General features: G+C 65.6%; 25 protein-coding genes and 1 pseudogene. 13 read left to right on the top strand and 13 right to left on the bottom strand.

Annotation, left to right across the window (positions count from 1 at the left end; genetic code table 11):
• Positions 1–130 precede the first annotated feature (130 nt).
• From ACV7NQ_RS27425 to ACV7NQ_RS27410, 4 genes are all read right to left on the bottom strand, one after another.
• Positions 131–412: a hypothetical protein gene (locus ACV7NQ_RS27425; protein ID WP_463362252.1), complete on the bottom strand. Its 282-nt coding sequence runs from the start codon at positions 410–412 to the stop codon at positions 131–133.
• A gap of 341 nt (positions 413–753) precedes the next feature.
• Positions 754–1,656, bottom strand: a complete 903-nt coding sequence (locus tag ACV7NQ_RS27420) for an alpha/beta hydrolase (RefSeq protein ID WP_463362251.1) — start codon at positions 1,654–1,656, stop codon at positions 754–756.
• Positions 1,657–1,697: 41 nt separating this feature from the next.
• The gene (locus tag ACV7NQ_RS27415) at positions 1,698–2,558 is read right to left on the bottom strand and encodes an SDR family NAD(P)-dependent oxidoreductase (RefSeq protein ID WP_463362250.1); all 861 of its coding nucleotides are present in this window, start codon (positions 2,556–2,558) and stop codon (positions 1,698–1,700) included.
• Between the two features lie 61 nt (positions 2,559–2,619).
• The gene (locus tag ACV7NQ_RS27410; RefSeq protein ID WP_463362249.1) at positions 2,620–3,369 is read right to left on the bottom strand and encodes an SDR family oxidoreductase; all 750 of its coding nucleotides are present in this window, start codon (positions 3,367–3,369) and stop codon (positions 2,620–2,622) included.
• Positions 3,370–4,363: 994 nt separating this feature from the next.
• On the opposite strand from ACV7NQ_RS27410, the gene ACV7NQ_RS27405 reads away from it, so the two are divergent.
• Together ACV7NQ_RS27405 and ACV7NQ_RS27400 are read left to right on the top strand one after the other, a co-directional pair.
• Positions 4,364–4,687, top strand: a complete 324-nt coding sequence (locus ACV7NQ_RS27405) for a DUF3761 domain-containing protein (protein ID WP_463362248.1) — start codon at positions 4,364–4,366, stop codon at positions 4,685–4,687.
• Between the two features lie 125 nt (positions 4,688–4,812).
• Positions 4,813–5,154, top strand: coding sequence for a DUF732 domain-containing protein (locus ACV7NQ_RS27400; protein ID WP_463362247.1), 342 nt, complete (start codon positions 4,813–4,815; stop codon positions 5,152–5,154).
• A 475-nt stretch (positions 5,155–5,629) separates the two neighbouring features.
• On the opposite strand, the gene fxsT is transcribed toward ACV7NQ_RS27400, so the two are convergent.
• Positions 5,630–7,843 (bottom strand): FxSxx-COOH system tetratricopeptide repeat protein, encoded by a 2,214-nt coding sequence (gene fxsT / locus ACV7NQ_RS27395; RefSeq protein ID WP_463362246.1) that lies wholly within the window; start codon positions 7,841–7,843, stop codon positions 5,630–5,632.
• Between the two features lie 47 nt (positions 7,844–7,890).
• Complete coding sequence (locus ACV7NQ_RS27390; RefSeq protein ID WP_463362245.1) at positions 7,891–8,379, bottom strand: hypothetical protein; 489 nt, start codon at positions 8,377–8,379, stop codon at positions 7,891–7,893.
• Positions 8,380–9,044: 665 nt separating this feature from the next.
• On the opposite strand from ACV7NQ_RS27390, the gene ACV7NQ_RS27385 reads away from it, so the two are divergent.
• From ACV7NQ_RS27385 to ACV7NQ_RS27375, 3 genes are all read left to right on the top strand, one after another.
• Positions 9,045–9,554: an Ltp family lipoprotein gene (locus ACV7NQ_RS27385; protein WP_463362244.1), complete on the top strand. Its 510-nt coding sequence runs from the start codon at positions 9,045–9,047 to the stop codon at positions 9,552–9,554.
• Between the two features lie 729 nt (positions 9,555–10,283).
• Entirely contained in the window at positions 10,284–10,577 is a 294-nt protein-coding gene (locus ACV7NQ_RS27380) for a hypothetical protein (protein ID WP_463362243.1), read from the top strand.
• A 587-nt stretch (positions 10,578–11,164) separates the two neighbouring features.
• A complete protein-coding gene (locus ACV7NQ_RS27375; protein ID WP_463362242.1) occupies positions 11,165–11,695 on the top strand; it encodes a DUF2510 domain-containing protein in 531 nt (176 codons plus the stop codon).
• Positions 11,696–12,021: 326 nt separating this feature from the next.
• On the opposite strand, the gene ACV7NQ_RS27370 is transcribed toward ACV7NQ_RS27375, so the two are convergent.
• Both ACV7NQ_RS27370 and ACV7NQ_RS27365 read right to left on the bottom strand, forming a co-directional pair.
• Positions 12,022–12,828 (bottom strand): SDR family NAD(P)-dependent oxidoreductase, encoded by an 807-nt coding sequence (locus tag ACV7NQ_RS27370; protein WP_463362241.1) that lies wholly within the window; start codon positions 12,826–12,828, stop codon positions 12,022–12,024.
• A gap of 84 nt (positions 12,829–12,912) precedes the next feature.
• The gene (locus tag ACV7NQ_RS27365; RefSeq protein ID WP_463362240.1) at positions 12,913–13,416 is read right to left on the bottom strand and encodes an SRPBCC family protein; all 504 of its coding nucleotides are present in this window, start codon (positions 13,414–13,416) and stop codon (positions 12,913–12,915) included.
• Positions 13,417–13,552: 136 nt separating this feature from the next.
• Between ACV7NQ_RS27365 and ACV7NQ_RS27360 the strand changes: the two genes are divergently transcribed.
• The 6 genes from ACV7NQ_RS27360 to ACV7NQ_RS27335 all read left to right on the top strand — a co-directional run bounded on the left by ACV7NQ_RS27360 (position 13,553) and on the right by ACV7NQ_RS27335 (position 19,688).
• Positions 13,553–14,578 (top strand): RNA polymerase subunit sigma-70, encoded by a 1,026-nt coding sequence (locus ACV7NQ_RS27360; protein WP_463362239.1) that lies wholly within the window; start codon positions 13,553–13,555, stop codon positions 14,576–14,578.
• A 172-nt stretch (positions 14,579–14,750) separates the two neighbouring features.
• On the top strand, positions 14,751–15,803 hold the full coding sequence (locus ACV7NQ_RS27355; protein ID WP_463361954.1) for a tyrosine-type recombinase/integrase: 1,053 nt from the start codon (positions 14,751–14,753) through the stop codon (positions 15,801–15,803).
• An 87-nt stretch (positions 15,804–15,890) separates the two neighbouring features.
• Positions 15,891–16,727, top strand: a complete 837-nt coding sequence (locus ACV7NQ_RS27350; protein ID WP_463358528.1) for a transposase family protein — start codon at positions 15,891–15,893, stop codon at positions 16,725–16,727.
• Between the two features lie 71 nt (positions 16,728–16,798).
• Positions 16,799–17,125, top strand: coding sequence for a helix-turn-helix domain-containing protein (locus tag ACV7NQ_RS27345; RefSeq protein WP_463358449.1), 327 nt, complete (start codon positions 16,799–16,801; stop codon positions 17,123–17,125).
• Between the two features lie 161 nt (positions 17,126–17,286).
• Positions 17,287–18,708: a hypothetical protein gene (locus ACV7NQ_RS27340; protein ID WP_463358450.1), complete on the top strand. Its 1,422-nt coding sequence runs from the start codon at positions 17,287–17,289 to the stop codon at positions 18,706–18,708.
• Between the two features lie 449 nt (positions 18,709–19,157).
• The gene (locus tag ACV7NQ_RS27335) at positions 19,158–19,688 is read left to right on the top strand and encodes a recombinase family protein (RefSeq protein ID WP_463362238.1); all 531 of its coding nucleotides are present in this window, start codon (positions 19,158–19,160) and stop codon (positions 19,686–19,688) included.
• 63 nt (positions 19,689–19,751) lie between these two features.
• Here ACV7NQ_RS27335 and ACV7NQ_RS27330 read toward each other — a convergent pair whose 3' ends face one another.
• The gene (locus ACV7NQ_RS27330) at positions 19,752–20,147 is read right to left on the bottom strand and encodes an RICIN domain-containing protein (protein WP_463362237.1); all 396 of its coding nucleotides are present in this window, start codon (positions 20,145–20,147) and stop codon (positions 19,752–19,754) included.
• 765 nt (positions 20,148–20,912) lie between these two features.
• Positions 20,913–21,581: a hypothetical protein gene (locus ACV7NQ_RS27325; protein ID WP_463362236.1), complete on the bottom strand. Its 669-nt coding sequence runs from the start codon at positions 21,579–21,581 to the stop codon at positions 20,913–20,915.
• Positions 21,582–21,783: 202 nt separating this feature from the next.
• Between ACV7NQ_RS27325 and ACV7NQ_RS27320 the strand changes: the two genes are divergently transcribed.
• Positions 21,784–21,969: a hypothetical protein gene (locus ACV7NQ_RS27320; RefSeq protein WP_463362235.1), complete on the top strand. Its 186-nt coding sequence runs from the start codon at positions 21,784–21,786 to the stop codon at positions 21,967–21,969.
• Positions 21,970–22,024: 55 nt separating this feature from the next.
• On the opposite strand, the gene ACV7NQ_RS27315 is transcribed toward ACV7NQ_RS27320, so the two are convergent.
• The 3 genes from ACV7NQ_RS27315 to ACV7NQ_RS27305 all read right to left on the bottom strand — a co-directional run bounded on the left by ACV7NQ_RS27315 (position 22,025) and on the right by ACV7NQ_RS27305 (position 23,731).
• The gene (locus tag ACV7NQ_RS27315; protein WP_463362234.1) at positions 22,025–22,261 is read right to left on the bottom strand and encodes a hypothetical protein; all 237 of its coding nucleotides are present in this window, start codon (positions 22,259–22,261) and stop codon (positions 22,025–22,027) included.
• The gene (locus ACV7NQ_RS27310; protein ID WP_463362233.1) at positions 22,258–23,061 is read right to left on the bottom strand and encodes a hypothetical protein; all 804 of its coding nucleotides are present in this window, start codon (positions 23,059–23,061) and stop codon (positions 22,258–22,260) included. Before ACV7NQ_RS27310 ends, ACV7NQ_RS27315 begins: the two co-directional genes overlap by 4 nt.
• Before the next feature lie 496 nt (positions 23,062–23,557).
• The gene (locus tag ACV7NQ_RS27305) at positions 23,558–23,731 is read right to left on the bottom strand and encodes a hypothetical protein (protein WP_463362232.1); all 174 of its coding nucleotides are present in this window, start codon (positions 23,729–23,731) and stop codon (positions 23,558–23,560) included.
• 166 nt (positions 23,732–23,897) lie between these two features.
• On the opposite strand from ACV7NQ_RS27305, the pseudogene ACV7NQ_RS27300 reads away from it, so the two are divergent.
• Positions 23,898–24,224 (top strand): annotated as a pseudogene (locus ACV7NQ_RS27300) (serine hydrolase domain-containing protein); the annotation flags it as partial.
• Between the last annotated feature and the right edge of the window lie 194 nt (positions 24,225–24,418).

The raw sequence follows: 24,418 nt of genomic DNA, 5'->3' as shown, positions 1-24,418 counted from the left end.
CGACGACGCTCGCCCGCCATCGACTGCAGCTGACCAAGCCCCGGCCAGACCACCGGCCGATCGGTATAGGGATCCGACTGACGGGCAACGAGAGGTAGTGGTGTTCGTGCTGCCGGGGCCGTTACCGCGGTTATGCGGCCGGATCAGCCTGCGCCAACAGCAGTTCCTCGACACCGACGCCCTGGCCATCGGCGCGCGCTTTGAGCCGACGGTAGGTCTTCAGCGGCATCCGCACAGTCAACGCCACCGGGACATCGTCCGGGTTGACTATCTGTGGCGGGAGCTCGATCGGCGTCGCGTCCGTATCGAACACCAAGTCGTCCAGAAATCGGTCAGGCCACTGCTCGCCATAGGCGTCGAGCATCTCGGCCCAAAATCGATACAGGGCCGCATCGGCTGCAGCGTCAGCCATGGCTCACCTCTTCTCACCCTAGTGAGGACGGATTTCTCGCAAACTCAAAGCTACCAGTGATGTAAGCCTCGCTAATGCCGCGCTGGGCGCGGTTATGGTGTTCCAGGTTAGCGCGCTCGATCGGCTGCGAGGTGATCGTCGGACAGATAGGCGATCCAGCGGATGGACAACGTCCTTCGGCCCGGCCTGGGCCAAGCCCTCGCCGCGGGAGGTGCCGGGCGATTGCGGTGACGGACTCGCCGCGGGCGCGGCGGCCAGGGCGATGGCTAGTGTTGTTCGACGGTCGGCATCATGCTCGGCCATCACACGCAACGGCCTGTCTCCCGTATGCGCCCGGTCCGTTAGACGGCCCGCCGGTCGAGGTGGGTGCGGAGGAAGGCTCCGAGCTGGTCCAGGGCCCGGGCGCCCTCGGGGAGGACGGCGGAGAACCCCTGGAAGACGTGGGGGGCACCTGGGAACGTCTGCAAGGTGGCCGCCACGTCGTCGTCGGCGGCCTTCGCGGCCAGCCGGACGGCGTCGTCGAGGAGGATCTCGTAGGTTCCGGCTTGGATGAGCAGCGGGGGCAGTCCGCGAAGGTCGGCGAACAGGGGGCTGGCGAGGGGGGAGCGGGGGTCCGCGCCCGCGAGGTAGTCGTCGGCGCGGGTGGACAGTGCCTGCCGGGTGAGGGCCGGGTCGACGGCGGCCTTGGTCTCGTAGCTGCGCCCGGACTGGGTGAGGTCCGCCCAGGGGGAGAGGACAGCGGCCGCTGCTGGCTGGGGGAGGCCGGCGTCCTTGATCGCGGCCAGGAGGGCCAGAGCGAGTCCACCGCCGGCGGACTCGCCGCTGACGGCGATCGTCTCTGCCGGGATGCCGTGGTCGAGCAGCCCGCGGTAGGCCGCGAGGGCGTCGTCGACCGCTGCCGGGAACGGGTCCTCCGGCGCGAGGCGGTAGTCCACGGTGTAGGCGGTGGTGCTGGAGCGGCGGGCGACGTCGGCGGCCAGGTTGATGCTGGTTGCGGCGGATCCGAGGGCGTAGCCGCCGCCGTGGAAGTACAGCACCGCTCCCGACGCCTCGCCGCCGCCTGCGGTGACCTCGATGGCGCTCACGCCGCCGAGTTCGACGGCTGTGGTGCGCACGTCTTCGGGGACGGGGTGGGAGCCGATCATTTCGTCGAAGACGATGCGCATCTTGTGCGGGTCGCCGCCCATGTCGAGCGGGGAGGTGCGCAGCAGGTCGGTGATCGCGGCGAGCTGGGACTCAGCCATGGTGGTCTCGCTTTCTCAACAGGTTCGCAAGGGAAGGGGTGTCAGGCGTGGCGCAGTTCGAGGACTTCGCCGAAGCCCATGCGGCGGACGAAGTCGGTGCGGGCCTCGGTGACGGCGGCGTTGGCCTGTTCGACCTTCGAGTTGGTGAGGTCGACGACGCTGCGGAAGGGGCGCTGGCCCTCGGCGACGACCACGGGGTCGGCCTCGGTGCCGGGGGTGAACAGGCTCGCGGTGGCCTCCTCGTTGCGGGCGACCAGCGGGTCCAGGATCTTGTACGCCTCGGCGACGGCGGTGTCGGCGGCGCGACCGGCCTTGGGGAAGTGGTCGGTGCCCTGGGTGAAGGCGCCGGGCATGACGATCACGGTCTCGATGCCGAGCTGGGAGACCTCGTAGGAGGTGACCAGGGCCAGCGAGTCCATCGCGGCCTTGGAGACCACGTAAGGGCCGAGGAAGGGCGGCGTGGTGATCGGGATGGTGCTGCCGACATAGAGCAGGGTGCCGCGGCCGCGTTCGCGCAGGTGCGGCAGGGCGGCGCGGTTGAGCCGCTGGACGCCCAGGGTGTTCACGTCGATGAGGTGGGCGATCTCCTCGGCGGTGAACGCCTCCACGTATCCGACCAGTAGGTGGCCGGCGTTGTGGATGACCACGTCGAGCTCGCCGCAGTCGGCGACCACCGCGTGGACGGCGTCGTCGGCTGACTCCTGGGAGGCGACGTCGAGTTCAACGACGCGGATGTCGGCACCTTCCGCGGCGGCGAAATCGCGCAGTTCCTGGGCCCGAGGGGCGTTACGGCCCTCGGGGGCGCGCATCGTCGCGTAGACGCGGTGCCCGGCGCGGGCGAGCGCCTTGGCGGTGAGGTTGCCGATGCCGGTGGCGGCGCCGGTGATGAGAACAGTGGACATGGGATCTCTCCGTCGTGCGGTGCGTGTTCTTGTCGGTTGCGGGTGGACGAGAGCCCGGCGGTCAGGCGACGCCGCCGTTGGCGAACAGGACCTGGCCGTTGACCCACCGGCCGCCGGAACCGGCCAGGAAAGCGACAGCGCTCGCGATGTCCTCGGGCGTGCCGAGCCGCTCCAGCGGGGAGGCGGCGGCGATCCGCTCGACCAGCTCGGGGCTCTTGCCGTCCAGGAAGAGCGGGGTCGCGGTCGGCCCAGGGGCCACGGCGTTGACGGTGACATCCCGGCCGCGCAGCTCGCGGGCGAGGATCAGGGTCATCGCCTCGACCGCGCCCTTGCTCGCCGCGTAGGCGGCGTAGGTCGGCTGCTGGAGCCGGGTGATGGACGTGGAGAAGTTGACCAGCGCGCCACCGGGGCGCAGCCGCCGGGCCGCGAGCTGGGAGACGACGAACGTGCCGCGCACGTTGACCCGGTGCATCCGGTCGAAGGCGTCGAGGTCCATCTCTGCCAGCGGGGCCAGCAGCATGATCCCGGCGGTGTTCACCACCACGTCGACACCGCCGAAGCGCTCCTGGGCGGTGTCGAACAGGGCCGTCATCGCTGCCTCGTCCGCGACGTCGCCGGATACGGCAACGGCCGCGCCGCCTGTCTCTTGGATCGAGGCGACGACCTTCTCGGCACGCTCGGCGCTGCCGGAGTAGTGCACGACCACGGACATGCCGTCGACGGCCAGCGCGTGCGCGACCGCACTGCCGATCCCGCCCGAACCCCCGGTCACGATCGCTACACGGGCGGCGGACTGCTCAATGGTGGTCATAGCGACCTCCCTCTCATCTTTGTGGACGATGAGTACACTAGCGCTACATGGACAAATAGTCCATGTACATGTGGCCATTGGGTCTATATAATTGTTGGTGGACGCCGCGCCAATCAGGCCGGTCGCGCCGGACGAGGAGGAGACAGGTGGAGCGAACAGACGCTGAGAAGCCCGGCCCGCTCAAGCCGGGGCGCGGACGCCGCCGGGCGGAGGACGTCCGCCACGCGACGCTGACCGCGGCAGCCGAGCTACTGCTCGCCGAGGGAGTCCACGCCTTGTCCTTCTCCAAGGTCTCCGCCCGCGCGGGCGTCAGCAAGATGACCCACGGTGAAAAAGATCGGAGGAAGGGCGGGATGGCTGCGGCGACATCCATGCCAGCGAGTGTTGCTGGCCTCCGTCGCAGCCGAACGCTCGATCCTGGTGGCCGACCTCATCCGACCGGCATCTGCCCTCACGAGCCAAAGCCGTGCGCGGTCGCCACGCCATAGGCGTGCACCGCCGCTACGAGTCGTACGTGAGGGAACTCGAGGCCCTTGGACTCATCTGGGTACGCTACGTGCCTTCATCCGATCGAGTCGTCGCTAGCGCCACGATGCGCGGCCGCAATGCGCTTTGCCGATTGAGATCCTTTGAACGGCAGCAACAATCGACAGCGCGATCCGATACCTGACGCGACACCGATGTCGCACAAGCCCTTCCGGCCGCACCTAGCACTGAGTTGTTGGTAGGTAGAGGGGTTCCGGGTGGCGATCGTGCACCAAGGCATCGAAAAATTCTCACCGATACGACCGAGCACCATGCGCGCCACAATCCGGCGTAGATGACCGCCTGCGCCGCCCCGGCGGGGTGGTAGATCCGATACCGGTCCGTTTATTACGCACGGCCCCTAATCGATGCGGAATGCGGACAGCCGGGATGGGTTCTGCGCTAGTCTCGGCTCTTGTGCTGGAGCTTCCTTCGGCCGAGAGTTGAACTGCTGTAGGGAGTCTCACAAATGAACAGCGACGCGGGCCGGCACAGCGGCCTTACCGGAACGCGCAGACCGCTGGCCCGTCGAGCCGCACTCGCGACCTGGTTGTTCGCCGTCGGCGTGGGTCTGGCTTCGGTCTTGGCCCCGCAAGCCGCCGCCTCCCCGGTCCTGATCGCCTGCGGCGCAGAGGAATACGAAAATGTCGACCACGTCTGCGTCCCGCGCCCGGAGCAGGCTCCTGCCGCGCCCGACGGGGCAACCGCCCAGTGCAAGGACGGCACCTACAGCTTCAGCCGCCACCGCACGGGCACCTGCTCGCACCACGGCGGTGTCGCCCGCTGGCTGTAGCCCTGCCCTAAAGAGGCTGCCGTAGAACTCGCAGAACTTTGAGCGTATTTGAAGCCCCCGCCCCGAATGGGTCGCCATAGCATCGGCGCCGCTCCAGACGCACGCTTTTTTCGAGAGGAATTTTGATGAGGGAAATTCACCGGCGGCTGGCTGTTGTCGCTGCCACCGCCACTTCGACCATGCTCGCTGCCGGGGTGTTCGCCGGGGTCGCGGCCGCGCACACGCCAACGGAGGAGTCGTTCCTGCAGAGGCTTGTGGCCCTCGGTGAGGACCCGGTTGTAGCGAAACCGAGGGTCGCGGACTCCAGTATCGGCCTCGGCTACGCCATATGTCAGGAGCTAGGAGACGGGATCAGCTCTACCGAGGTCATCGTGCAGGTGCACCGGAATGGTAAGGACATGAATTCTGCCGCTATCTGGGTCGTCGCCGCACAATCCGTTCTGTGTCCGCAGTACGAGGACCGGTAGCTCGGCTCGGCGACGCGCGCCAGTCGTACCGTGACACGGCGCGATGTTCCACCTGCGTGCACTCGACGGCCCGGACGGCCTGGTCTCGGCCCGTGGGGTCCAAGTCCGCCGGATCTGGCGGTAAGACGCCACCGCAGATAGTTTCGCGAGTCGGTACCACCTGCCGGGTGCATATGCCCAGGTCGCTGTTCGAGTTACCGCACATAGTGTGCGGTTATCCGTGGCGAGGCCGGAACCGATCTGCGGCAACACCCCTCACGCTGTGCGCGAAGCAGCTCCGTTATCCGTGGCAGCTCCACATCTCTGACCTGGGGCTACGGGCATATTCGTTGTTTTCCGCGCGATGACTACCGGAACCCCAAAATGCAGGTAGGAACCCTAAATAGACGAGATTCGTCACGGTGGGGACTGTGCAGTTGGGGACCCCAACACGACGCCAGAGCGAAGACACAACGAGATCGAGCCCCCCGTTAACTCAGGCCGGTTGATTACCCGCAGCGGCCAGTCGCTCGCGCACCCCGCGGACAATAGGAGCGTCGTGGTCGAACACCCGCTCCAAGAGAGGGAGCAGCCGCTCGTACAGGGTAATCGCCTCACCCACCCGCCCCACCGACTCGTAGGCGACGCCGAGGTTGTGGCGGGTGGTCAAGGTGTGAGGGTGCTCGGCACCCAGAATCCGCTCCTGATCGGTGAGCAGCCGCTCGTACAGGGTGATCGCCTCACCCACCCGCCCCGCCGACTCGTAGGCACCGGCGAGGTTGTGGCGGGTGAGCAAGGTGTCGGGGTGCTCGGCACCCAGAATCCGCTCCTGATCGGTGAGCAACCGCTCGAACAGGGTGATCGCCTCACCCACCCGCCCCACCGACTCGTAGGCGTAGGCGAGGTTGTTGCGGGTGATCAAGGTGCCGGGGTGCTCGGCACCCAGAATCCGCTCCCGATCGGTGAGCACCCGCTCGAACAGGGTGATCGCCTCACCCACCCGCCCCACCGACTCGTAGGCGTAGGCGAGGTTGTTGCGGGTGATCAAGGTGTGAGGGTGCTCGGCACCCAGAATCCGCTCCCGATCGGTGAGCACCCGCTCGAACAGGGTGATCGCCTCACCCACCCGCCCCACCGACTCGTGGGCGACGCCGAGGTTGTTGCGGGTGGTCAAGGTATCGGGGTGCTCGGCACCCAGAATGCGCTCCCGATCGGTGAGCACCCGCTCGTACAGGGTGATCGCCTCACCCACCCGCCCCACCGACCGGTAGGCGCCGGCGAGGTTGTGGCGGGTGAGCAGGGTGTGAGGATGTTCGGCGCCGAGGTGGTTTTCTGTGTCGAGGAGTGTTCGGCGGGTGTAGTCGATTCCCCGGGCGAGGTCGGCCGCCTCGGTCAGCTGCTCGCCGGCCCAGATTCGTGCGGTGAACAGACGGGCGGTGTTGTCGGGGTCGGTGAGTCCGGTGGCGGTGATGGCGTCGATGTGGTCGATGAGCTGAACGCCTTCGATCCTTCGCTGCCATGCTTGAGCGGGGTCGAACAGGTGGGGCTCGATCGCGTCGCAAGCGTTGCCGGCCAGCCGTGCTCGAGCTCGGTCGGTGTCGGCGCGCTCACGCAGGACGCGGGCGACGAGCCGATGCATTACCACGGTGGTGTCATCGGCAGACCAGGTCAGTAGCGAGCCCTGGACGCAACGTGCGATGGCTTCGTCGCGGCGGCCCGCGTATCCGGGCAGCAGATCGCGTGTCACACCGGCCGGGGAAAGCATCGCCACCAGATCCAGCAGATCGGTGACGGCGGTGGCCAGTTCAGGGTCGCCGGTAGAGGTTTCGATGGTTTCGATCGACAGCGCGATCGCCTTGTCCACCCGCTGCCCGTGCGGGTCGCCTGCCCGGCGGGTGAACGCGCGGGGCAACGGTTCGGTCAGCAACTCCCGATACCGGGCGTAATCGAGCCGGCGGGTTTTGATCGTGGTCGCGGCCTGGGTCAACGCCAACGGCAGATCCCCCAGATCCTGGGCTACCCGGGCGGCGCCGACATCATCGGGTGGTGTGGTGTGATGGCCGGTCGCGTCATGCAGATACCGCACCGACACCGCCCTGTCGTACACACCGAGATCCACCCCGGCACCCAACGTGGTGAAATCCTGGTCGGTACTGGTGAGCACAACCCTCGTACCACCATGAACCGGCAGAAACTCACCGACACGATCGGGGTCGGTGGCGTTGTCGAACACCAGCAGTCCCGACCCCGCACGCCCGCTCAGATGATCACGCAACCGCGCCGCCGACCGATAGGAATCACCCTCGGGATCGGCCACACCCACATGCGTAGCGATCGCGGCCAAACCCTGCATCAGGGTTGCGTCGGTTTCGGCGTCGACCCACCCCACCAACTCGCACTCCGGCATCGACAACGCAGCACGCGCGTACGCGGCAGCCAACTGGGTTTTCCCGACTCCCCGCATCCCGGTCACCACCGCCGTCACCCGCGACCCCGCCACCCGTTCGGCCAACTCTCCGAACTGCTCACGGACCACGAAATGCTGCGGCAGCGACGGGATCCGGCCCACTACCCGCCCCGCTGACACCACCGAGGACGTCGCCGCAGCGAGGACCTGGGTGATGTGCACAGTGACATCGACGTCTCCGCCCGCGGAGACGTCGGCCAGCGACACCAGCCCCGACCAACCAGCACCCGCGATCGTGTCCACCCCAGTTGTGGGTTCCCGCGGTGCGGGACGCGCGCCCGGGTCGGGGGTTACCGGCGCGCTGAGGGAGGGTCCTGCGGCTCGGGCCTGCCCGCTTTCACCGACTCGATCTCGATATCACCCTCGAACGTGCCACCGACCACCCGCACCCCGGTCCCGGTCGACTCCACCTCCCGGATCCGCAGCGCCGCCGCCGACACTCGCTCCAGATCCACACCCACCGCCACACCCGCAGCGGCCTCGTGCGCGCGGACCACCGCGATCAACGCTTGCGCCGCGGCCAGCAACCCCTGATCGCCCTCAGCGCCCGCGCGCTGCAGATCCTCGGCCAACACCGCGCGCCGAGCGACCGAATCAGGTTGCTGCTCCAGCGATTCGACACCGACCAGGCTGTAACGACCCGACACCAGCGCTTTGAGCTTCTGGTAGGCATCGACCACCGCCTGCTTGGCGGTATCGCCCAACCCCGCCACCGCACCCACCGCCACCGCTTCGGCAACGATCGCCGGCACCGTCTCCAACACGAGGTCCCCTCCCACCACCCCGCACCCCCCCATACCGGGCGCGGCCATCGATATTCTGACCGCCGGATTCTACGCCGCCCACACCCGCCACGCCGCCGATACCGAAACCAGCATCAATGCTCGAAAGACGCGACAAGCCAACACCATCCACACCAAACCAGGCACATACCAGACCTGTCCGAGCGCAGCCGACTTCGAACAGGGCCATGAGGAGCAGTGGCGCGGAATCCGGCGGTAGCGCGAATCGACCCGGGCGTTTGCCGTCGTCGACGAGTTCGTCGTACATCTGCCGCGCATAGTTTCCAGAGTCGACCCACCGCCAGCCGATCAAAACACCAGGTCGCCATCCGAGCTATCGCGCATAGCGAGTAACTATGCGCGACAACCCGTTAGCGCCACCTTTCTCGGCCCCGGACCGAACGGAGCGAAAGTCGTTGCTGTGCAACATATTCGAACTACCCTATCGGCTTACCGCCAGATCCGGCGAACTTGGACCCCACATGCCGACACTACGAAGTCGACAGTTGATTACGCGAGCCTGCCAATCTCACGGGCCGAAACAGGCCACTCTGCTTGTTCAGAGCCGCATTCCATCGGTGTCGGTGGGGTGTGACAATCTGTCGTGTTCTCGCATCTGCGGGACGCGTCGGCGACGACGCACCTTCTTCAAGGAGCACGAGATGACCGAGCTGTTCCCCGCCCCACAGCCCAGCTACCTGTCGGCCGCGACCGCGCCGAAGAAGCAGAAGAAGTGGCCGTGGCTGGTCGGCGCCCCGGTACTGGCTCTCGCCCTGGCGGCACCCGCATGGAACAGCGCTCCCGCGGCGGCCGACGTCGCTCAGCCGGACATCGCGGCGCTCGTATCGACAGTCGCGGTCGAATTCTCCCCTGCCAAGCAGGACATCACTTCCAGCCAGAGCAATGCCATCCGGTCCGCCCAGCAGTACCTTGAGTTCTCTGCCTTCTCCCGCAGCGGTCTGATCCACCAGCTCGAGTACGAAGGCTTCTCCACCGAGGACGCTACGTTCGCGGTGGACAGTCTGAATGTGGACTGGAACGAGCAGGCGGCACGCAGCGCCAAGCAGTACCTCAAGCACACCTCGTTCTCTCGGTCCGGACTGATCGATCAGCTGGTGTACGAGGGCTTCACGCGCGCACAGGCCGAGTACGGAGCCAATGCCGCCTACTGACAATCTCTTTCGGCGGTAGGCGTGCACACCGCACCACCCTCCTGGCTCCTCCCGCTCGACGGTGGGCACGGGGTCTGAGCGGGCGTGCGGGACGCTGCCCGGGGAGTGGGAGCCCGATCACGAATGGATCGACCCGCTCAACGACCGGCGCCCGGACATCCGGCGCTGGACGGAACCGATCCGGAGAGCGCTGCAACAAAGCGCTGCGATTGCTCGACGAGGCCGAGAAGCATCCCTGGCGCGGCTGAGTGTCGGTTTGGGGTTACTCACCGTCACCGGAGTCGACGACCCGGTGACGGTGAACTGTAATTCCCGTCTCCAGAGTGGCCTATCCCGACATCTGTCCGGCCACTCCTCAAGCCGCAGTCTGGCGTCCGATGTCCTGGCGTAGCCCATATCCGCCCAAAATTCGGCGAGTTCTACCGGGACCCATATCACCACCACACGCGGGGAAACGGCTGACTACGGATCAGAAGGTTGGGAGTCCAGCCGGACAGCGCCAGAATGACGCGGAAGGCACTTCAACCTGACGCCTCCGTGTCACAGTGATGACAGTTGGACGCCAGCCTGACATCGTCCAACACGAAAGACCTGCTCTGACCAGCATTTTCGTTGTATTTTCCGCCAGATGCTACGGCGTCCCCTGCGCGGTGCGTCGCATGCAGGGGTTGCCGCCGATAGCATCGTCGGGAGCGCTCGTCCGGGCGAAGTTGATTGTTGAGGAGCCCAATGCGTACTGCGGTTGTTGCCGTGGTGGCTGTTTCGGCAGCCGCGTTGTTCGGGACCGGGATGGCCGCGGCCGACCCGTCCACAGATAACCCGCCGTCGTGCACACAGTTTCGGGATTTCTACCACGCCTATACCAAGTTGTACCCTTCGGCGACACCGCAACAGGCCCTGCAAGCCGAGACCGACATAATTGTCCAGAATTCGCCCGGCATCACCCCACAGCAACAGCAATCCGTCGTCAATATGTTGACGCCGACCATGCGCGACTACGTCGCGGGCAAGTGTGGCAATTAACAACAGGCTGAACCCGAGTCGCGTCGCCCCCGACTTGTTCTTCGCCAGCCGCCAGTCGTTGCCGACCAGCGTCCACGACCTGATCAGATCCTCGGTCGACCACTCCTGACGCACGCCCGATCAGCCTGCGCGCGAAGCTACTTTGCGGCCTGGGCCAGCTTCAGGATTCCGGGGTTTCCCGTGGGTTCAGCCGGACTGAAGCGATTTCAGTGGGAACTCACGGCCTTTCGCGGCGTCATCGTTGGCTTTCCGGTGGGTTCGACGGAAGAGGGAGTGTATCCGCTGGTCATGACGAGGGCGGCGACTCAAGTTCGACCTGCGGAGTCTTGACTCCCTGGGTCGGGTTGGTGAACACCAGGCCGCGCCGTTTGGCGAACCGGAACAGCGATCTCAGAGAGTGCGGTTCCGTGCGCCGCTACACGCCAGATTTCTCAGATCTGGACCCCACGTGCCATCACCGGGCGTTCAGAACATCCGCTGTGCATACTCACTGGAGCACACCACGCACCGTGGCCGTGTTGATCGTGTCGGCGAGCCGCTGACAACAGATTCATCTGTACGAATTCTCTTGCCAGCTAGGACATCCTATGAACGCCAAGCCAATATCCGGTGCGAGGATCACTGCCCGCGTCCTGTTCGTTGTGACGGTCGCGTTGCTTGTCGTCGGCATCGGGCTTCTAGGGTTGCCGATTGATGCGACCGTCCCGTCGGCATCGGCGGGTGATGAGACCGTGGCATGCGGTGCTGTTGCCGCATCTAACGTCTACAAGCTGCGCCAGAGCGCATATGCCCGGGACATGACCGCCGCTGAAGATAACGCGAAGCGCGCAATCGCCGGCGAGCCCATCATCAAGACCGACAACGCCTATGCCGAGGTCAATGCATGCCAGGAAGCGATCAACGGCCGCAAATCCTTGGCGTGGGTGGTGTTCGGGCTGATGGTCTTGTCTCTCGTGGTCGCGATCACGATACGGGTATCGGCTTCGAAGTCGGACTTTCAGGCGCTTTCTGCCTCGCCTCCACCGAATTGGTATCCGGACCCCACTGATCGCACCAGAATGCGCTGGTGGGATGGGAAGAACTGGACCGAACGCACCCACCCCACCAGCGCATTCTGATGAACCGTCCTGGACTGGTTGGAGACTCCCGGTTTAGCAAGTGTGACTGACAGTCACATAGGTGCACCACGGAAGTTCGACGAGGAGACTCGGGTTCGACCGGATTCGTGAGCACGGTGGCTCGATGTCGGCCGCGCGCCGGATGTGGGTGCGTTGCTGGATATCAAGCCGGCGACGCTGCGGAACTGGGTCGAGAGGCCGAGCCACCGAACGGTTGCCATTGCCGCGCTATTCGATGCCCAAAGGCCGGAAGCTGGCCCACTTCGCGGGAAATCCACGCGGTGTCGTTCTGGGGTACACCCCAACTTGACAGATCCCATGAGAGTTCAGTCGGCGATGGCTCCCGCCGACGAGTTGAGCACTGTGCCGGTCATCATTCGAGCCCGGTCGGAGGCGAGGAAGGCGGCAGCTTTGGCGGTGTCGGCGGTGCGGGGGGCCACTTTCAGCATGGTTCGATCTTCGAGCTGTTGAATTGCCCCGTCTTCGGTGAGGTCCGATCCGCGGATCCTTCTTTGCATGGTGTCTCGAATCGTTCGGGTGTCCGGCATACCGGAGGATCGCAGACATACCACCCGCACGCCGGTGGGCCCGAGTTCCAGCGCGAGTTGCCGGGTGAAGTTCTCGATTGCGCCGAATGCGGCACCAATAGCGGACGAACCCGGCAGGTAAGGTCGCGCCGGGCTGCCGGTGATGAACATGATCACGCCCGAACGCTGCCGCGTCATGTGCCGAGCGGCGGCGCGCGCGGTGATGAACTGCGATCGCACGATCGTTGTCAGCGGGACCATGAACTCGTCGACGGCCAGATCGATAGCGTTCGTGCCGTTTCGGTAGTCGTCGGTGCGTGGCCCGATGGCGTTGAACACGACGTCGATGTGCCCGGTCTCCGCCGCGATGCCGTCGATATACGTATCGACGGCTGTCTCGTCGAGAGCATCCAGCTCCGTCGCCTCGGCATGTCCGCCGGTACGGGTGATCCGAGTGGCCACATCTTCGACGTTCGACTTCGTTCGGCCGGAGAGAAAAACTCGTGCCTCTTCGGCGGCGAACTCGTCGGCGACCGCGGCACCGATCGATCCTCCGGCCCCGAAGACCAGGGCGTGCTTGTTCAGAAGAAGGGATGCGCTGTTCATAAATACCTCTCTTGTGATGGTTCGTCGCAGCGTGATGGGGGCTGCGAGGTGTCCTTTGTGTGGTCGTCTCCGCTGTGCGTGTGGTCAGTTGAGGGGGTCGGCGCCGACACGGGTGCGCGGGTTGTCGGGTTGGAAGGGTGTGCCGGTCCCGGTTTCGCACAGTTGCCGCAGGCTGTTGAGGTAGTAGCCCCAACTGGAGTTTGCGCTGGCGACCGCGTCGGGGCCGACCTCACGCCCGAGGATGTGACGGAAACGCACCCGGGTCCTGTCTTCGATCGCTTCCAGTTCGAACCGGATCGTGGTCTCGGCGCCGAAGGGGTCGTGCCCGCCGACGCCCTGCCATTCGACCGCCCGGGCGGGGTCGTACTCGCGGATCTGCATTATGGGGTTGAACGGATCGTGAAAACCGAACTCGATACGCGCACCCACCGCCGCTGGTTGCGCCCGTACCGTCGTCGTCCACCACCCCGCCAGGCCCTCGGCCGTGGTCACCGCATCGAACACGACCTGCGGTGGCGCGGCGATCTCGAATAGGTGTCGCACGGTGTCCGCGGCCTGCTTGCCTGTGGTCTCCGGGTCTGGCGTCATTGCTTGGCTCCTTCGCTGGTATCCGCGCCGTCGTGGTCGGCGACCACGACGCTCGTCTGTACTGACACCGCCGAACGTGCGAATGGGGCGGCCCCAGTCCAGAAAATCCGGCAACGGGAATGCGAGGATGGCGGGTATGACCGCTGATCTGCTCGCCCGGGCACGCTCCGGCGACCAGAATGCTTTCGGTCTGCTGATCGACCCGTACCGGCGGGAGTTGCAGGTCCACTGCTACCGGATGCTGGGGTCGCTGCACGACGCCGAGGACGTCGTGCAGGAGACACTCATGGCGGCTTGGCGGGCGCTGCCCGAGTTCGCCGAACGCGCCTCGCTGCGGACCTGGCTCTACCGAATCGCAACGAACCGCTGCCTCAACGCGCTACGCGAAGCGCGCCGCCGTCCCCGCACGAGCACATCGGGGCTGGACCTCGACCGACCCGAACCGACCCGGCTGGTCCCGGTGCAGCGGATCGAACCGCTTCCCGACACCTTCCTCGACGAACTCGCCGACAGCCATCCTGGCCCAGGCGCCCGCTACGAAACCCGCGAAGCCGTCTCCCTGGCTTTCATGACGGCGCTCGATCTGTTGCCGGAGCGGCAGCGTGCCGTGCTCATGCTGCGCGACGTACTCGGATTCTCCGTCCGAGAAACAGCGCATATCCTCGACACCACCGAGCAAGCGGTCGCGGGAGCCCTCAAACGAGCCCGCGCCACCATGACTCGTCACCACCACACCACCAACCGGCCCAAACCCGCGCTGCCCGGGTCGGCGGCGGAAAAACAGCTCCTCACACGGCTGACCCGCGCACTCGAGAACGGCGACGTCGACGGCATCGTTGCGCTGCTGACCGACGACGCCTGGCTGCGCATGCCGCCCATGCCGTTCGAATACCAGGGACACGACCGGATCAGCCGATTCCTCACCACCGTCGCTTTCCGCGAGCACCACCGCTACCGCGGGGCCGCGACGCGAGCCAATGGTCAACCTGCACTGGCGATCTACCTCACCGACTCCAACACCGGCACCGCGCACCTCAACGGCTTGTGGGTGGTCACACTCGCCGAAGACCGCATCAGCGGCATCACCCGCTTCGACCACATCGTCCTCGCACCACTCCAGCTCCCGCCCACACTCACGGCATGGGGTGCAAGTAAGAGATAACCCGTGAGTCCAGCGATTGCTTACTGAGCACCTGTGGACCGCTCCGCCCCTGGACCTGGGGATTTTCGTTCTGTTCGGATGGGTTGGCGTGTCTTGACTGAAGTTCAGAATTAATGAAGTAGGTTCGGGCGATCCGAAGGATGATTGTCTGAGCTGAAGGTGGGGTCGCGGGTTGAGCCTGGCTGTGGTGCGGGATCTGCGCGATCTGCGGTCTCCGGCGACTCCGGAGGAACTCGCGGACTTCGAGACCGATGTGCTGGCGGGGTTCGTGCTGGCTCGTGCGTCGGCCGGGTTGGCGGACGGCACGATCAGCGGTGATGTGAACCACTTGGAGCAGGTGCGGGCGTGGTTCTGTAAACCGTTGTGGGACATGGAACCCGCTGACGCCGACGCCTACTTCGGGCAGGTGTTGCGCGGAGCGGCGAAGGGCACCCGTTTGGGGCGGGCACAGGCGTTGACGACGTTCTTCGCGTTCCTCGAACTGCGGCACAAGGTCGAAATCCACGCGATGACGGGCCGGGTTGTCGAGTGCCCCATCGATGAGATGAACAAGCCGCGCGGCCTCAAGCAGGCGGCGTTGCGGATACCGCCGACCGAGGCCGAGGTCAAGGTGCTGTTCGCTGGGTGGCGCGAGGAGTTGACGAGTTGCCGCAAGTTCGGCCCGACTGCCCGCAATTATGTTGCGGCCCAGTTGATGTCACAGGTCGGACTGCGCGTGAACGAGGCCCGGAACCTTGATCTTGCCGACATCAAATGGGAGCTGGGCAGGTTCGGCAAACTGCACGTCCGAATCGGCAAGGGCGCTCGCGGAAGCGGCCCACGGGAGCGGATGGTGCCGCTGATCAACGGCGCCGACCGGACAGTGCGTTGGTTCGTCGAGGACGTGTGGGGCCATTTCGACGACGACCACCAGCGGCCCGGTGCGCCGTTGTTCCCTTCGGAGCGCAAGAACACCGACGGAACCTGCCGCAGGGTGGGTGACGACGCCCTTCGTGCGGGCCTCGCCGGGGCAGCCGGCACGCACCTGCCGGGATGGGCTGACACCCTCACTCCGCACGTGTTGCGGCATTTCGCGGCGAGCCAGCTGTATTTGTCGGGTGTGGATCTGATCGCGATCCAGGAGCTGTTAGGGCATTCCTGGATCTCTTCGACTCTGAATTATGTTCACGTTCACCGGACCCGGAGGCTTATTCATAAGCCTGTCCCGCAATCGGCTGTGGCATAGCAACTCTCGTGGCCTGTGTGGCCGGTGAGACGGTGATCGCACTGCTTGATACGTCGGCGCGTCGCAGCCGAATTGGCAACGGCCCTCATGTATCTCAGTTCGTGGAGTTACGAAGTCTACGAGCGAGAACGAGGGCCGTTGCGGTACAAGGCTATTACGGGGCTGACCGATGGGCAACTGACGGAACTGACTGCCCGGGTACACGAGACCGTCGGCGGGTTCGAGTCGGCCGGTCGCCCTTACGCGTTGAGCTTGTTCAGGTCTGTCGCTTTGGTGGTGTCGTTGATGCGCAGAAACCTCGTCCAGGATGTCGCGGGCGCGTTCTTCGGGATCAGTCAGTCCACGGTGAGCCGCCGCTGGGATCTGCTGCGACCGGTGATCGCTGACGTACTCGAAGAGTTCGTTCCCAACCCCCGCGACGTCATCGGAGTCGGGTCCGTGCTGGTGGACGGCACAATCTGCCCGACCTGGGACTGGTCGGCGATCCCGGACCTGTTCTCCGGAAAAACCCAGTATCCGGGGTTCAACATCCAGATCGCCGCCGACCTCGACGGCAGGCTCGTCGCGGTCGGCATGACGATCGTGCACGGCGCCCGACACGACGCGCACGCATACGCCGCCTCCGGACTCGCCGACCTTCTCGCCGAGATCGACACTGTCGCCGATTCCGGTTACGTCGGTGTCGACGGAATCGATCTGGTGCCCTACAAGAAACCTCCGGGCCGCGAACTGCACGAGAGCCAGGCCGCGTTCAATACCGCACTCTCCGGAATCCGGGCCGCGGTGGAGCGAGCCGTCGCTCACCTGAAGACCTGGCGCATGCTCAGCGAGGAAGGCGGCCGCTACCGCGCGCCAGTCCACAAATTCCCCTCTGCCCTGAAAACGATAGTCGCACTGCACTTTTTCGCGGAGGCTTATGAATAACGCTCCCGGATCGAGGACGCCTGGGTCGCGGGCCAACAACGCGCGGCGCATCGCTTGGAAGGACTGCTGTCATGAAATGGAACCTGCGCCTGGCCGCCGCCAACCGCGGCATCTGGAAGGCCAGTGAACTTCAGCACCTGCTCGCCGCGCACGGCCTGGTGATCAGCGCCGGGAAGATGTCGGGCTTGTGGTCGGGCAACCCCGCGAGCATCAAGCTCGACGATCTCGACATCATCTGCGTGGTGCTGGGCTGCCCCATCGGGGAAATTCTTGTCCCCGAACCGGAGAAAGTCCAAAAACCTGGCACTGCAACGATTTCCAAAGCTGTTGCCGCCGGAAACAATGGCCCTGTCGTGACCCCGAAACGCCGCGACGGCCGCTCACTGCCACCGGAGTGACCGGCCGCGGACCCGCAGCGCGGACCTGCGCAGGCTGCTTGGCCTGGGGCAAATTCGGCCGAGGTCTGTGCGCGGCGTGCTACATGTTCACTCGCGACCACGCCGTCACAGAATGCGCCGGCTGCGCACGCATCGTCGCTTTGAAGAACAAGCACTGTCGATTGTGCTGGAATCAGGCCCGCAAACTCGCCCGAGAAGCCGACGGTCTGGTGCCGACCACCGCCGTCGACCACCTGCACGAGGTTCGTTACCACCAACTGTTCTTCGCCGATATGGGCTCGACCCGCGGCGCGACAACCGACCCGCCACGCCGCTACGCCCGGCGCGGCAGGCCCCTCAAACCGTCACCGTCACCAGCTCATCGGCCAGATACCAGCTGCATGCAGATGTTTCTGTTCGACAGTCCCGTGCGGGATTACCTCCGCTTCGATGAGCACGCCGACACCGACACCGACACCGACAACCGATGGCTGCGCTGGGCTCGCTACCTCGCCCACCAGACCGCCGAGCGGCGCGGTTGGTCACGCGGGGTCCGAGACGATGTCCAACGGTCGCTGATCATTCTGCTGTCGCGTCACATCGACGGCGATGTGGTGCATTACTCGGCGATGTTCGCGGCCCTGCGGGCACTCGACCTCACTGTCGATCATGTCGGCTACGTGCTGGGCGAGATGGGCATCCTGGTCGATGACCGGCAACCGTCGTTCGAGGATTGGCTGGAAGGCAAACTCGACGGCATCGCGGCGGGTATCGCCCAAGAGACCGAGACATGGCTACGGACCCTGCGGGACGGCGGCCCACGTGCTCGGCCCCGCAAGATCGGCACCGTCTGGACCTATGCGAACACGATTCGTCCCCTCCTGCTCGACTGGTCCGCCCACCGCGACCACCTGCGCGAGGTCACCCGCGACGATGTGATCGCCGCACTCGAGTCGTTGCACGGCTCGGCGCGACAGGGCACCCTGGTCGTGCTGCGGTCACTGTTCAAGCACTGCAAGAAAACCCGCGTCGTCTTCATCAACCCAACCAGCCGAATCCGGGTCGGCGACCGGGGCGCGAAGCTTATCCAGCCCCTCGACCCCGACCAGATACAGCGAACCGTCAACGGTGCCGCGCGCCCCGCCGATCGGCTGATAGTTGCACTGGCCGCCGTCCACGCCGCCCGCTCAGCAACGATCCGGGCTCTGCAACTCGACGACGCCGACCTCGGCAACCGGCGCCTGACCATCGCGGCCCATGTCCGGCCACTCGACGAACTCACCTACCAGCTGCTGCTGGAATGGCTCAACTACCGTCGAACCCGCTGGCCCTACACCGCCAACCCGCACCTGATCATCAACAATCAGACCGCCCACAAGCTCACGCCGGCCAGCGCGCACTGGATCGGTGACGGATTCCGTGGACAGCACGCCACACTCGAACGCTTACGTGTCGACCGCCAACTCGAGGAAGCCCTCACCCAAGGTCCTGATCCTCTACACCTGGCCGTCGTCTTCGGCTTGGACGAGAAGACCGCCATCCGCTACGCGGCCGCAGCGCGGCAGCTTCTGGAAGCCGAGATCGAGCGACATGCTCCGAGTTGAGACGAACCCACGGGTCGAAACAACTCGCAGACTGAACGAACCCTTGGGTTCCCGGTGAAGAACCCTCAGTTCGCTTGAACCCGCGGGAGCCCAGGGGGTAGAGGCTCATCGACCAGAAATCCGGCGGTAGCGAGCAAGGCTCATGGGAGTCCTACAACCCCGTTCGTAAAGCCCGGAACCGTCCAGGAAACTGGACACTTTAGCGGTGCTTGTGGGGCGATCCTTACCAACAGGGGTGCCGTTAAGGATGGCGTCACCCGGGGCATATGGCGAGAGAAAACCCAGGTAAAACGCCCATTATGTGATCTTGAATCGAGTTGTCGCTATCGACGTATTCGGTACCCCCCGGATGGCGTGGCGCTGCTGCGTGCAGCGCCCACCTGCGGAAACGCCCCACAGCCCAGAGCGTTTGGCGGACATTCGTTGCCGTCACGCCCCGATTGCCTTGTGTGGCGCGATTCTTACCGGCACCCCGCCAAGAGGGCCTGGACGTCGAGCGGGTGTTCACCGATCGCGCCTCGGGCAAGGACATCGCCCGCCCGGAGCTGGACGCGCTGATCGGGTTCGTGCGCGAGGGCGACACCGTGCGCGTGCACTCGATGGACCGCCTGGCCCGCAACCTCGAGGATCTGCGCCGGGTCGTTCGCACCCTGACCGGCAAGGGCGTGCGCGTGGAGTTCATCAAGGAGGGGCTGACCTTCACCGGGGAAAACTCTCCGATGGCCACGCTGATGCTGTCAGTGATGGGCGCCTTCGCCGAGTTCGAGCGCGCCCTCATCCTGGAACGCCAGCGCGAGGGTATCGCCGCCGCCAAGGCTCGCGGCGTCTACACCGGCCGCAAACCCGCCCTCACCGACGAACAAGCCCACCAGCTGCGCCAGCGCGCCGCCGCTGGAGAGAAGAAGGCGGCCCTGGCCCGGGAATTCGGGATCAGCCGCGAAACCGTGTACAGCTACCTCGCCGAGGCCGCCGACAACTGAAACGTAGAAAATCACGCTGAGCGCGTGCCGATAGCTGTGACAATCGGTGCGTCGCTTTTGCCGCTAGGACTTCCACAGGCGCAGTCCCGTCGATCCATCAGCCTGATCGATGAAGACCCAGGCCTCAGCCATGATGCTCTGTGTCGGCACGATCTCGACCGTTTGATGCACAGGAGGCGGCGTGAATTGCATCTCGCCTTGCATCACTCCGTGTGTCGTGTCGTAGAAGAGGCGGATGAACCGGCCGTCGCGCGCGGTATTGAAGGAAAAACTCTGATCCGCCTGGCCGCTATACGGCCTGACACTCACCCCGCCGGCGACGGTAGCGCTCAGCGCGACACCGTAGTACTTGTGGCGGATGCCCTTGGATCCGTCTGCCTGCGCGACGATGTCGAAGCTCTGATCCTGGGTGCCGTCGTACTGCCTGATATGAACGAAACCACCCGAACTCACCGACAAGACCCAATCTGACGCTGGCACTTCCCCACCTCCAAGCGCTCGGTCGAACGACAGCAGAGCTGATCTCCCGCAATCGAGTAAACCATGATCACCAGGGGCTGTACGACGAATCGCTTTACGACCGCATCCCCTCGGGCGGCGCCGAGTTCACCCACAACTTGGCGATCCGGCCATCAGGTGTGTGGGTTGCGCAGCGCCTCGAAGGCGGCGTTTCGGGCGGTATCGGTTCGCTCGAACCAGGCGCGTGAAGCTGACGCCCTGACATCTGCCGACCCGTGTAGAGGAGATGGGCGAGCTTATGTCGCACCCTGCTGGTCCGATCGGCTGCAGCCGACCAGTCGTCGTGTGGCCAGCGAATGTCGAAGTTCTCCGCAGCCTTCCGGATCTTGGCGGACAATTCCTTTTTCAACGGTGGTGCGCCGGGCCCCGCTGAATGGAAATAGGTGAAGTTCACCTCTGACACCAGCATCTGCCAGCAGCCGACCACGTTCCATGCGGTTCGTTCGAGCGTCCTGGCGGGGTGCCTAGCAGCGTTCTCCTTCTTCTGCCGCTCGTCGATCTCCCGAGCTACTCGCCTCAATTGCTCTGCGTGCGTTTCGTTCTCCACGCGCACACAGTAGGTCCGGATATCCGGGCGATGCGGCGTGATTTCCGCAGGTCGTGCGATGTCGTCATGCTCGGCACGCCGACCGGACACGCCGGTACCTTGCACTCCCTGACAGTTATAGGAGTTCCGGGCCGAGTCCGGCCGTGTGCTGGTTGAGGTCATGGTCGAGCTTTGAGGACTTCGGGGACACGGGTGCTGGCGTTGATCCACGCTTCGGCCGCCGGATCGACCCATCCGGCGGCGCGCAGCAGATCAGCGTGCCACGCCGAGTGGTCGATGGTGTGGATCGGTTCGTGGTGGGCGACGCGGTTGCGCAGGTCGTGGAGCCTGTTGATCGGGGTGTACACCGTGCCACGTTTCTGGGACCGCAGGTGCGGGAAGGCGCGGCGTAGCGCAGGCGCCCACAGGGTGTTCTGGTAGTGGGATGCGAGGATGTAGCGCCAAAATCCGAAGGTCAGTTCGGCGATGACCTTCCCATGGATTTCCGGGATCGAGCCTCGCCGGGTGGCCCGGCTGCGGGCTTCGCGGATCTGCTGGTCGAGTCTGGATCCTGCCCATGGCATGCCTGGCCCGGTGTACCAGTCGCCGTTCCCGGAGCGCACTCGCTTGTGGTAGGTGATCAGTTGTTTGTCCAGCGCGTTGCGTAGGACTACCTCGAACATGCCGAGCGTCTCATACCAAGCGCCGGCGATTCGTAGGTTCCACTCGTACAGCTGTTCCCCGGCCTCCTCGGAGCCCGTCGTGGTCACGTAGCGGTCGAATCGCCCTGGTGAGAGCAAGCGGCGCAGATCACCTGCCGACCACCCGGGGGTTGGGGAAGACGTCACGCCCGCAGACGCTATACTGGTGGACAGAAAACCCCGGAACGATCCCTACCGGCCGCATTTGTGGTCAGGCAAATCGCCGGGGTTACGTCTTTCCTGGGGCCTGCACGGTCTTGCCTGGGTGGCGGGCCGTCTACGCGCTGTCCCCGGACGTAGTCGCCGGGCGGCTCTGGTCTGTGTCGGTCGGGACACTGATACTCGGGACATGATCGGTAATTCGCTGTGGCTGGTGTGTGACCAGTCGGAGTGCCGCGAGATGATCGAGGAAGTCGGGGATCTCGCCACCGAGCACGCCTTGCACACGATCGCGAAGGGCCGGGGCTGGTTCCTGGGTAACCGGCACTACTGCCCGGCACACTGGCCGCGACCGCGCACCCACTACTTGCGCTGAACACGAGAAGGGGCCCCGCCGATCGGCGGGGCCCTTCTCGTGTGCGGGTAGAGGGTCAGGGGTAGTACTTGTTGGTGCCGGGGATCCGCTGTTCGCAGGTGTGGTGGCCGCCGTCGGCGTCGACGATCCGGCCGAGCGGGCCGGGGCCGAGCGCGCAGGGGGTTCCCACCGGGTAGAGGTGGAAGTCGTGGGCCCCGCTCGGCGGCTGCCTGGCCGTCGCGGGGGTAGCGGCGGCTACCAGCGCGACGGCAACGGCGACGAGACCGGACGGGATGAGCTGGCGGCGCATCACGCTCGGCCCTCCCGCCCGCGTTTGCGGCCCAGCTCCACGCCCGCGCCCTGGGAGGTGCGCCGGGCTTTCGGCGCCTCACCGGGGGCGGTGGCCGCGCCGCCGGGGCGGGCTTGGGCGAGGTCGGTGAGCAGCAGCGCGGTGATCTGCTCGCGGTCGACACCGAGCGCGGTCAGCTCCTCGACGAGCTGCTCGCGGCGTGACGGGCTGTCCCACCCCGGAACATCCGCCCGCGCTTTGGCCTGCTCGGCTTTCTGCCGCCGCACGGTCGCGGCCGCGGCGACGGACTCGGTCTCCAGGCGGGTCGTGGCCGCGGTGATCTGCTGGCGCGCTTCCCGATCGGTGACGCCGACCTGGTCCAGGGCATCCGACAGGGCGCGGCGGTGGGAGACCAGGGCGTCGGGCTGGACTTCGCCGTTGACGAACGCGTCGGTGGTGTCGCGGGTCAGGCGGGTGACCGCGTTCCACACCGGGTCGTACTTCTGCGCGTTGCCGTCCTCCACCTGGTGCCCGCCGCCCGCGAGCACGGTCACGACTGCCGCGCGGGTCGCCTCGGCGCGGCGCTCAGCCTCTTGGCGTGCCTCGTTGCGGCGGGCGCGGTAGGCCGATTCCTTGTCTGCCCATACGGTTTCCGGTTCCGGGCCGCTGCCGGGTGCGTCGGCGTCGGCCAGCGCGAGCTTGATCGCGTCGCGTTCGATCGGGGCCAGGGCGGAGCCCTTCGCCTTGGTGGCGGCCTCGATCTCCTCGCGCAGCTTCGCGGCGTTGGCCTGATCGGTCTCGATCTGGGAGCGCGCCGCGCGCACGTAGTCGGTGATCTTCTGCCCCAGCGCGTCCTTGTCGACCGCACCCGAACGCCGGTCGGTCGGGTGGTGGGCGCACGGGTGCAGCCGGTCGGCGGGCTAGAACTCGCAGCCAGTTGGGCGCGCGTTGGGCACACACAAGATCAGACCCGGTGAAAACCGGGTCTGACCTGGTGAGACGGTGGTGCGCGATACTGGGATTGAACCAGGTACCGCCGGTCCGTCAACAAGATCGTAAGACGACAGCTGAACAGCTTTGTATTTTGTCCTTTTGCTCGGCTGTGAACTGCATCTATGCAGTTCAGGGCAGCGTTCTCGGGAGTTGTACTCATAACATGTTGGTCGTGAGTGTTGTCGCTGGTAGTGACTGTTTCGGGCTCGGTGTCGATCGTGGGTGAACAGGTGCCGGATCTCATTGCGGGTCAACGAGATCAATCCTTCCGAATGTCAGCGGACACGTAATCTCATAGGCGGATAAGCTCCACGAGCTGCGCCCACCTCATATCAGCCGACGGGGCGGCGTCGGCGGAGCGGCAGGGGCGGTGGTGACGCCGATCGAGCCCGCCGCGATGGGCGTCGGCGGAGTGGCAGGGGCGGTGGTGACGCCGACGCCGATCGAGCCCGCCGCGAGCGCCGTGGCGAAGGCTGCGATGATTTTGTTCCGTTTGTTCATCGGTGGTGCCTTTCCCTTGGGTTCTGAGCTGCTATGGCTGACGGTTCCCACTGTGCTCGCCGATTGCTGAGATGATGCTGTCGCGGGCTGTGAGAACGCTGAGAACGCGCTCGGCCACTCAGCAAACTCGGTACGACCCCGACAATGCGGTGAACAACGCCGTCGCAAACTGGACGGTATCGTCTATGAGGTCGTGCAGTCGTCCGGCATACCTGGGATGGCCGTTGCCGTCGTGCACGGCGGGAGACGGTGTACGCCAAGGGGTTCGGCGTACGCGAGGTCGGCAAGGACGACAAGGTCGACGCGGACACTGGGTTCCAGCTCGCGTCGTTGTCCAAGTCCGTTGCCGCGTCCGTCGTCGCACACCAGGTGGGCACGGGATCAGTGACGTGGGATACCCCGATCGTGTCGAAGCGGCCCGGATTCGCGCTGAAGGACCCGTACGTCACGCAGAACGTGACGAGGCGACATGTTCGCGCACCGCTCCGGCCTCGTGCGTGGCGGCGGGCTCCGGGGCGGAGGTGCATCGCCATTGTGTCGTGCGGCCGGTATCGCCGACGACAACCGTCGTCGCCGACCTCCCGCCGGTGCCACGCGAACCCGCCTGGTCGTCGGTTCGCGGAGTTCTCCGGCGATTCGAGACGTGGGCCTGCACGCGCCGCAGGCCGTGCGACCGTCGTTGGGCAG

The organism is Nocardia sp. Tas62D01, assembly GCF_055232035.1.
The sequence above is the reverse complement of the archived record's forward strand: the minus strand, read 5'-3'. Positions and strand labels throughout refer to the sequence as shown.

Excerpts from the sequence above, each read along its gene's own strand:
- ACV7NQ_RS27425 (WP_463362252.1), bottom strand. The coding sequence starts at position 412 with ATGGCTGACGCTGCAGCCGATGCGGCCCTGTATCGATTTTGGGCCGAG.
- ACV7NQ_RS27420 (WP_463362251.1), bottom strand. The coding sequence starts at position 1,656 with ATGGCTGAGTCCCAGCTCGCCGCGATCACCGACCTGCTGCGCACCTCC.
- ACV7NQ_RS27415 (WP_463362250.1), bottom strand. The coding sequence starts at position 2,558 with ATGTCCACTGTTCTCATCACCGGCGCCGCCACCGGCATCGGCAACCTC.
- ACV7NQ_RS27410 (WP_463362249.1), bottom strand. The coding sequence starts at position 3,369 with ATGACCACCATTGAGCAGTCCGCCGCCCGTGTAGCGATCGTGACCGGG.
- ACV7NQ_RS27405 (WP_463362248.1), top strand. The coding sequence starts at position 4,364 with ATGAACAGCGACGCGGGCCGGCACAGCGGCCTTACCGGAACGCGCAGA.
- ACV7NQ_RS27400 (WP_463362247.1), top strand. The coding sequence starts at position 4,813 with ATGAGGGAAATTCACCGGCGGCTGGCTGTTGTCGCTGCCACCGCCACT.
- ACV7NQ_RS27385 (WP_463362244.1), top strand. The coding sequence starts at position 9,045 with ATGACCGAGCTGTTCCCCGCCCCACAGCCCAGCTACCTGTCGGCCGCG.
- ACV7NQ_RS27380 (WP_463362243.1), top strand. The coding sequence starts at position 10,284 with ATGCGTACTGCGGTTGTTGCCGTGGTGGCTGTTTCGGCAGCCGCGTTG.
- ACV7NQ_RS27375 (WP_463362242.1), top strand. The coding sequence starts at position 11,165 with ATGAACGCCAAGCCAATATCCGGTGCGAGGATCACTGCCCGCGTCCTG.
- ACV7NQ_RS27370 (WP_463362241.1), bottom strand. The coding sequence starts at position 12,828 with ATGAACAGCGCATCCCTTCTTCTGAACAAGCACGCCCTGGTCTTCGGG.
- ACV7NQ_RS27365 (WP_463362240.1), bottom strand. The coding sequence starts at position 13,416 with ATGACGCCAGACCCGGAGACCACAGGCAAGCAGGCCGCGGACACCGTG.
- ACV7NQ_RS27360 (WP_463362239.1), top strand. The coding sequence starts at position 13,553 with ATGACCGCTGATCTGCTCGCCCGGGCACGCTCCGGCGACCAGAATGCT.
- ACV7NQ_RS27350 (WP_463358528.1), top strand. The coding sequence starts at position 15,891 with ATGTATCTCAGTTCGTGGAGTTACGAAGTCTACGAGCGAGAACGAGGG.
- ACV7NQ_RS27345 (WP_463358449.1), top strand. The coding sequence starts at position 16,799 with ATGAAATGGAACCTGCGCCTGGCCGCCGCCAACCGCGGCATCTGGAAG.
- ACV7NQ_RS27320 (WP_463362235.1), top strand. The coding sequence starts at position 21,784 with ATGATCGGTAATTCGCTGTGGCTGGTGTGTGACCAGTCGGAGTGCCGC.
- ACV7NQ_RS27305 (WP_463362232.1), bottom strand. The coding sequence starts at position 23,731 with ATGAACAAACGGAACAAAATCATCGCAGCCTTCGCCACGGCGCTCGCG.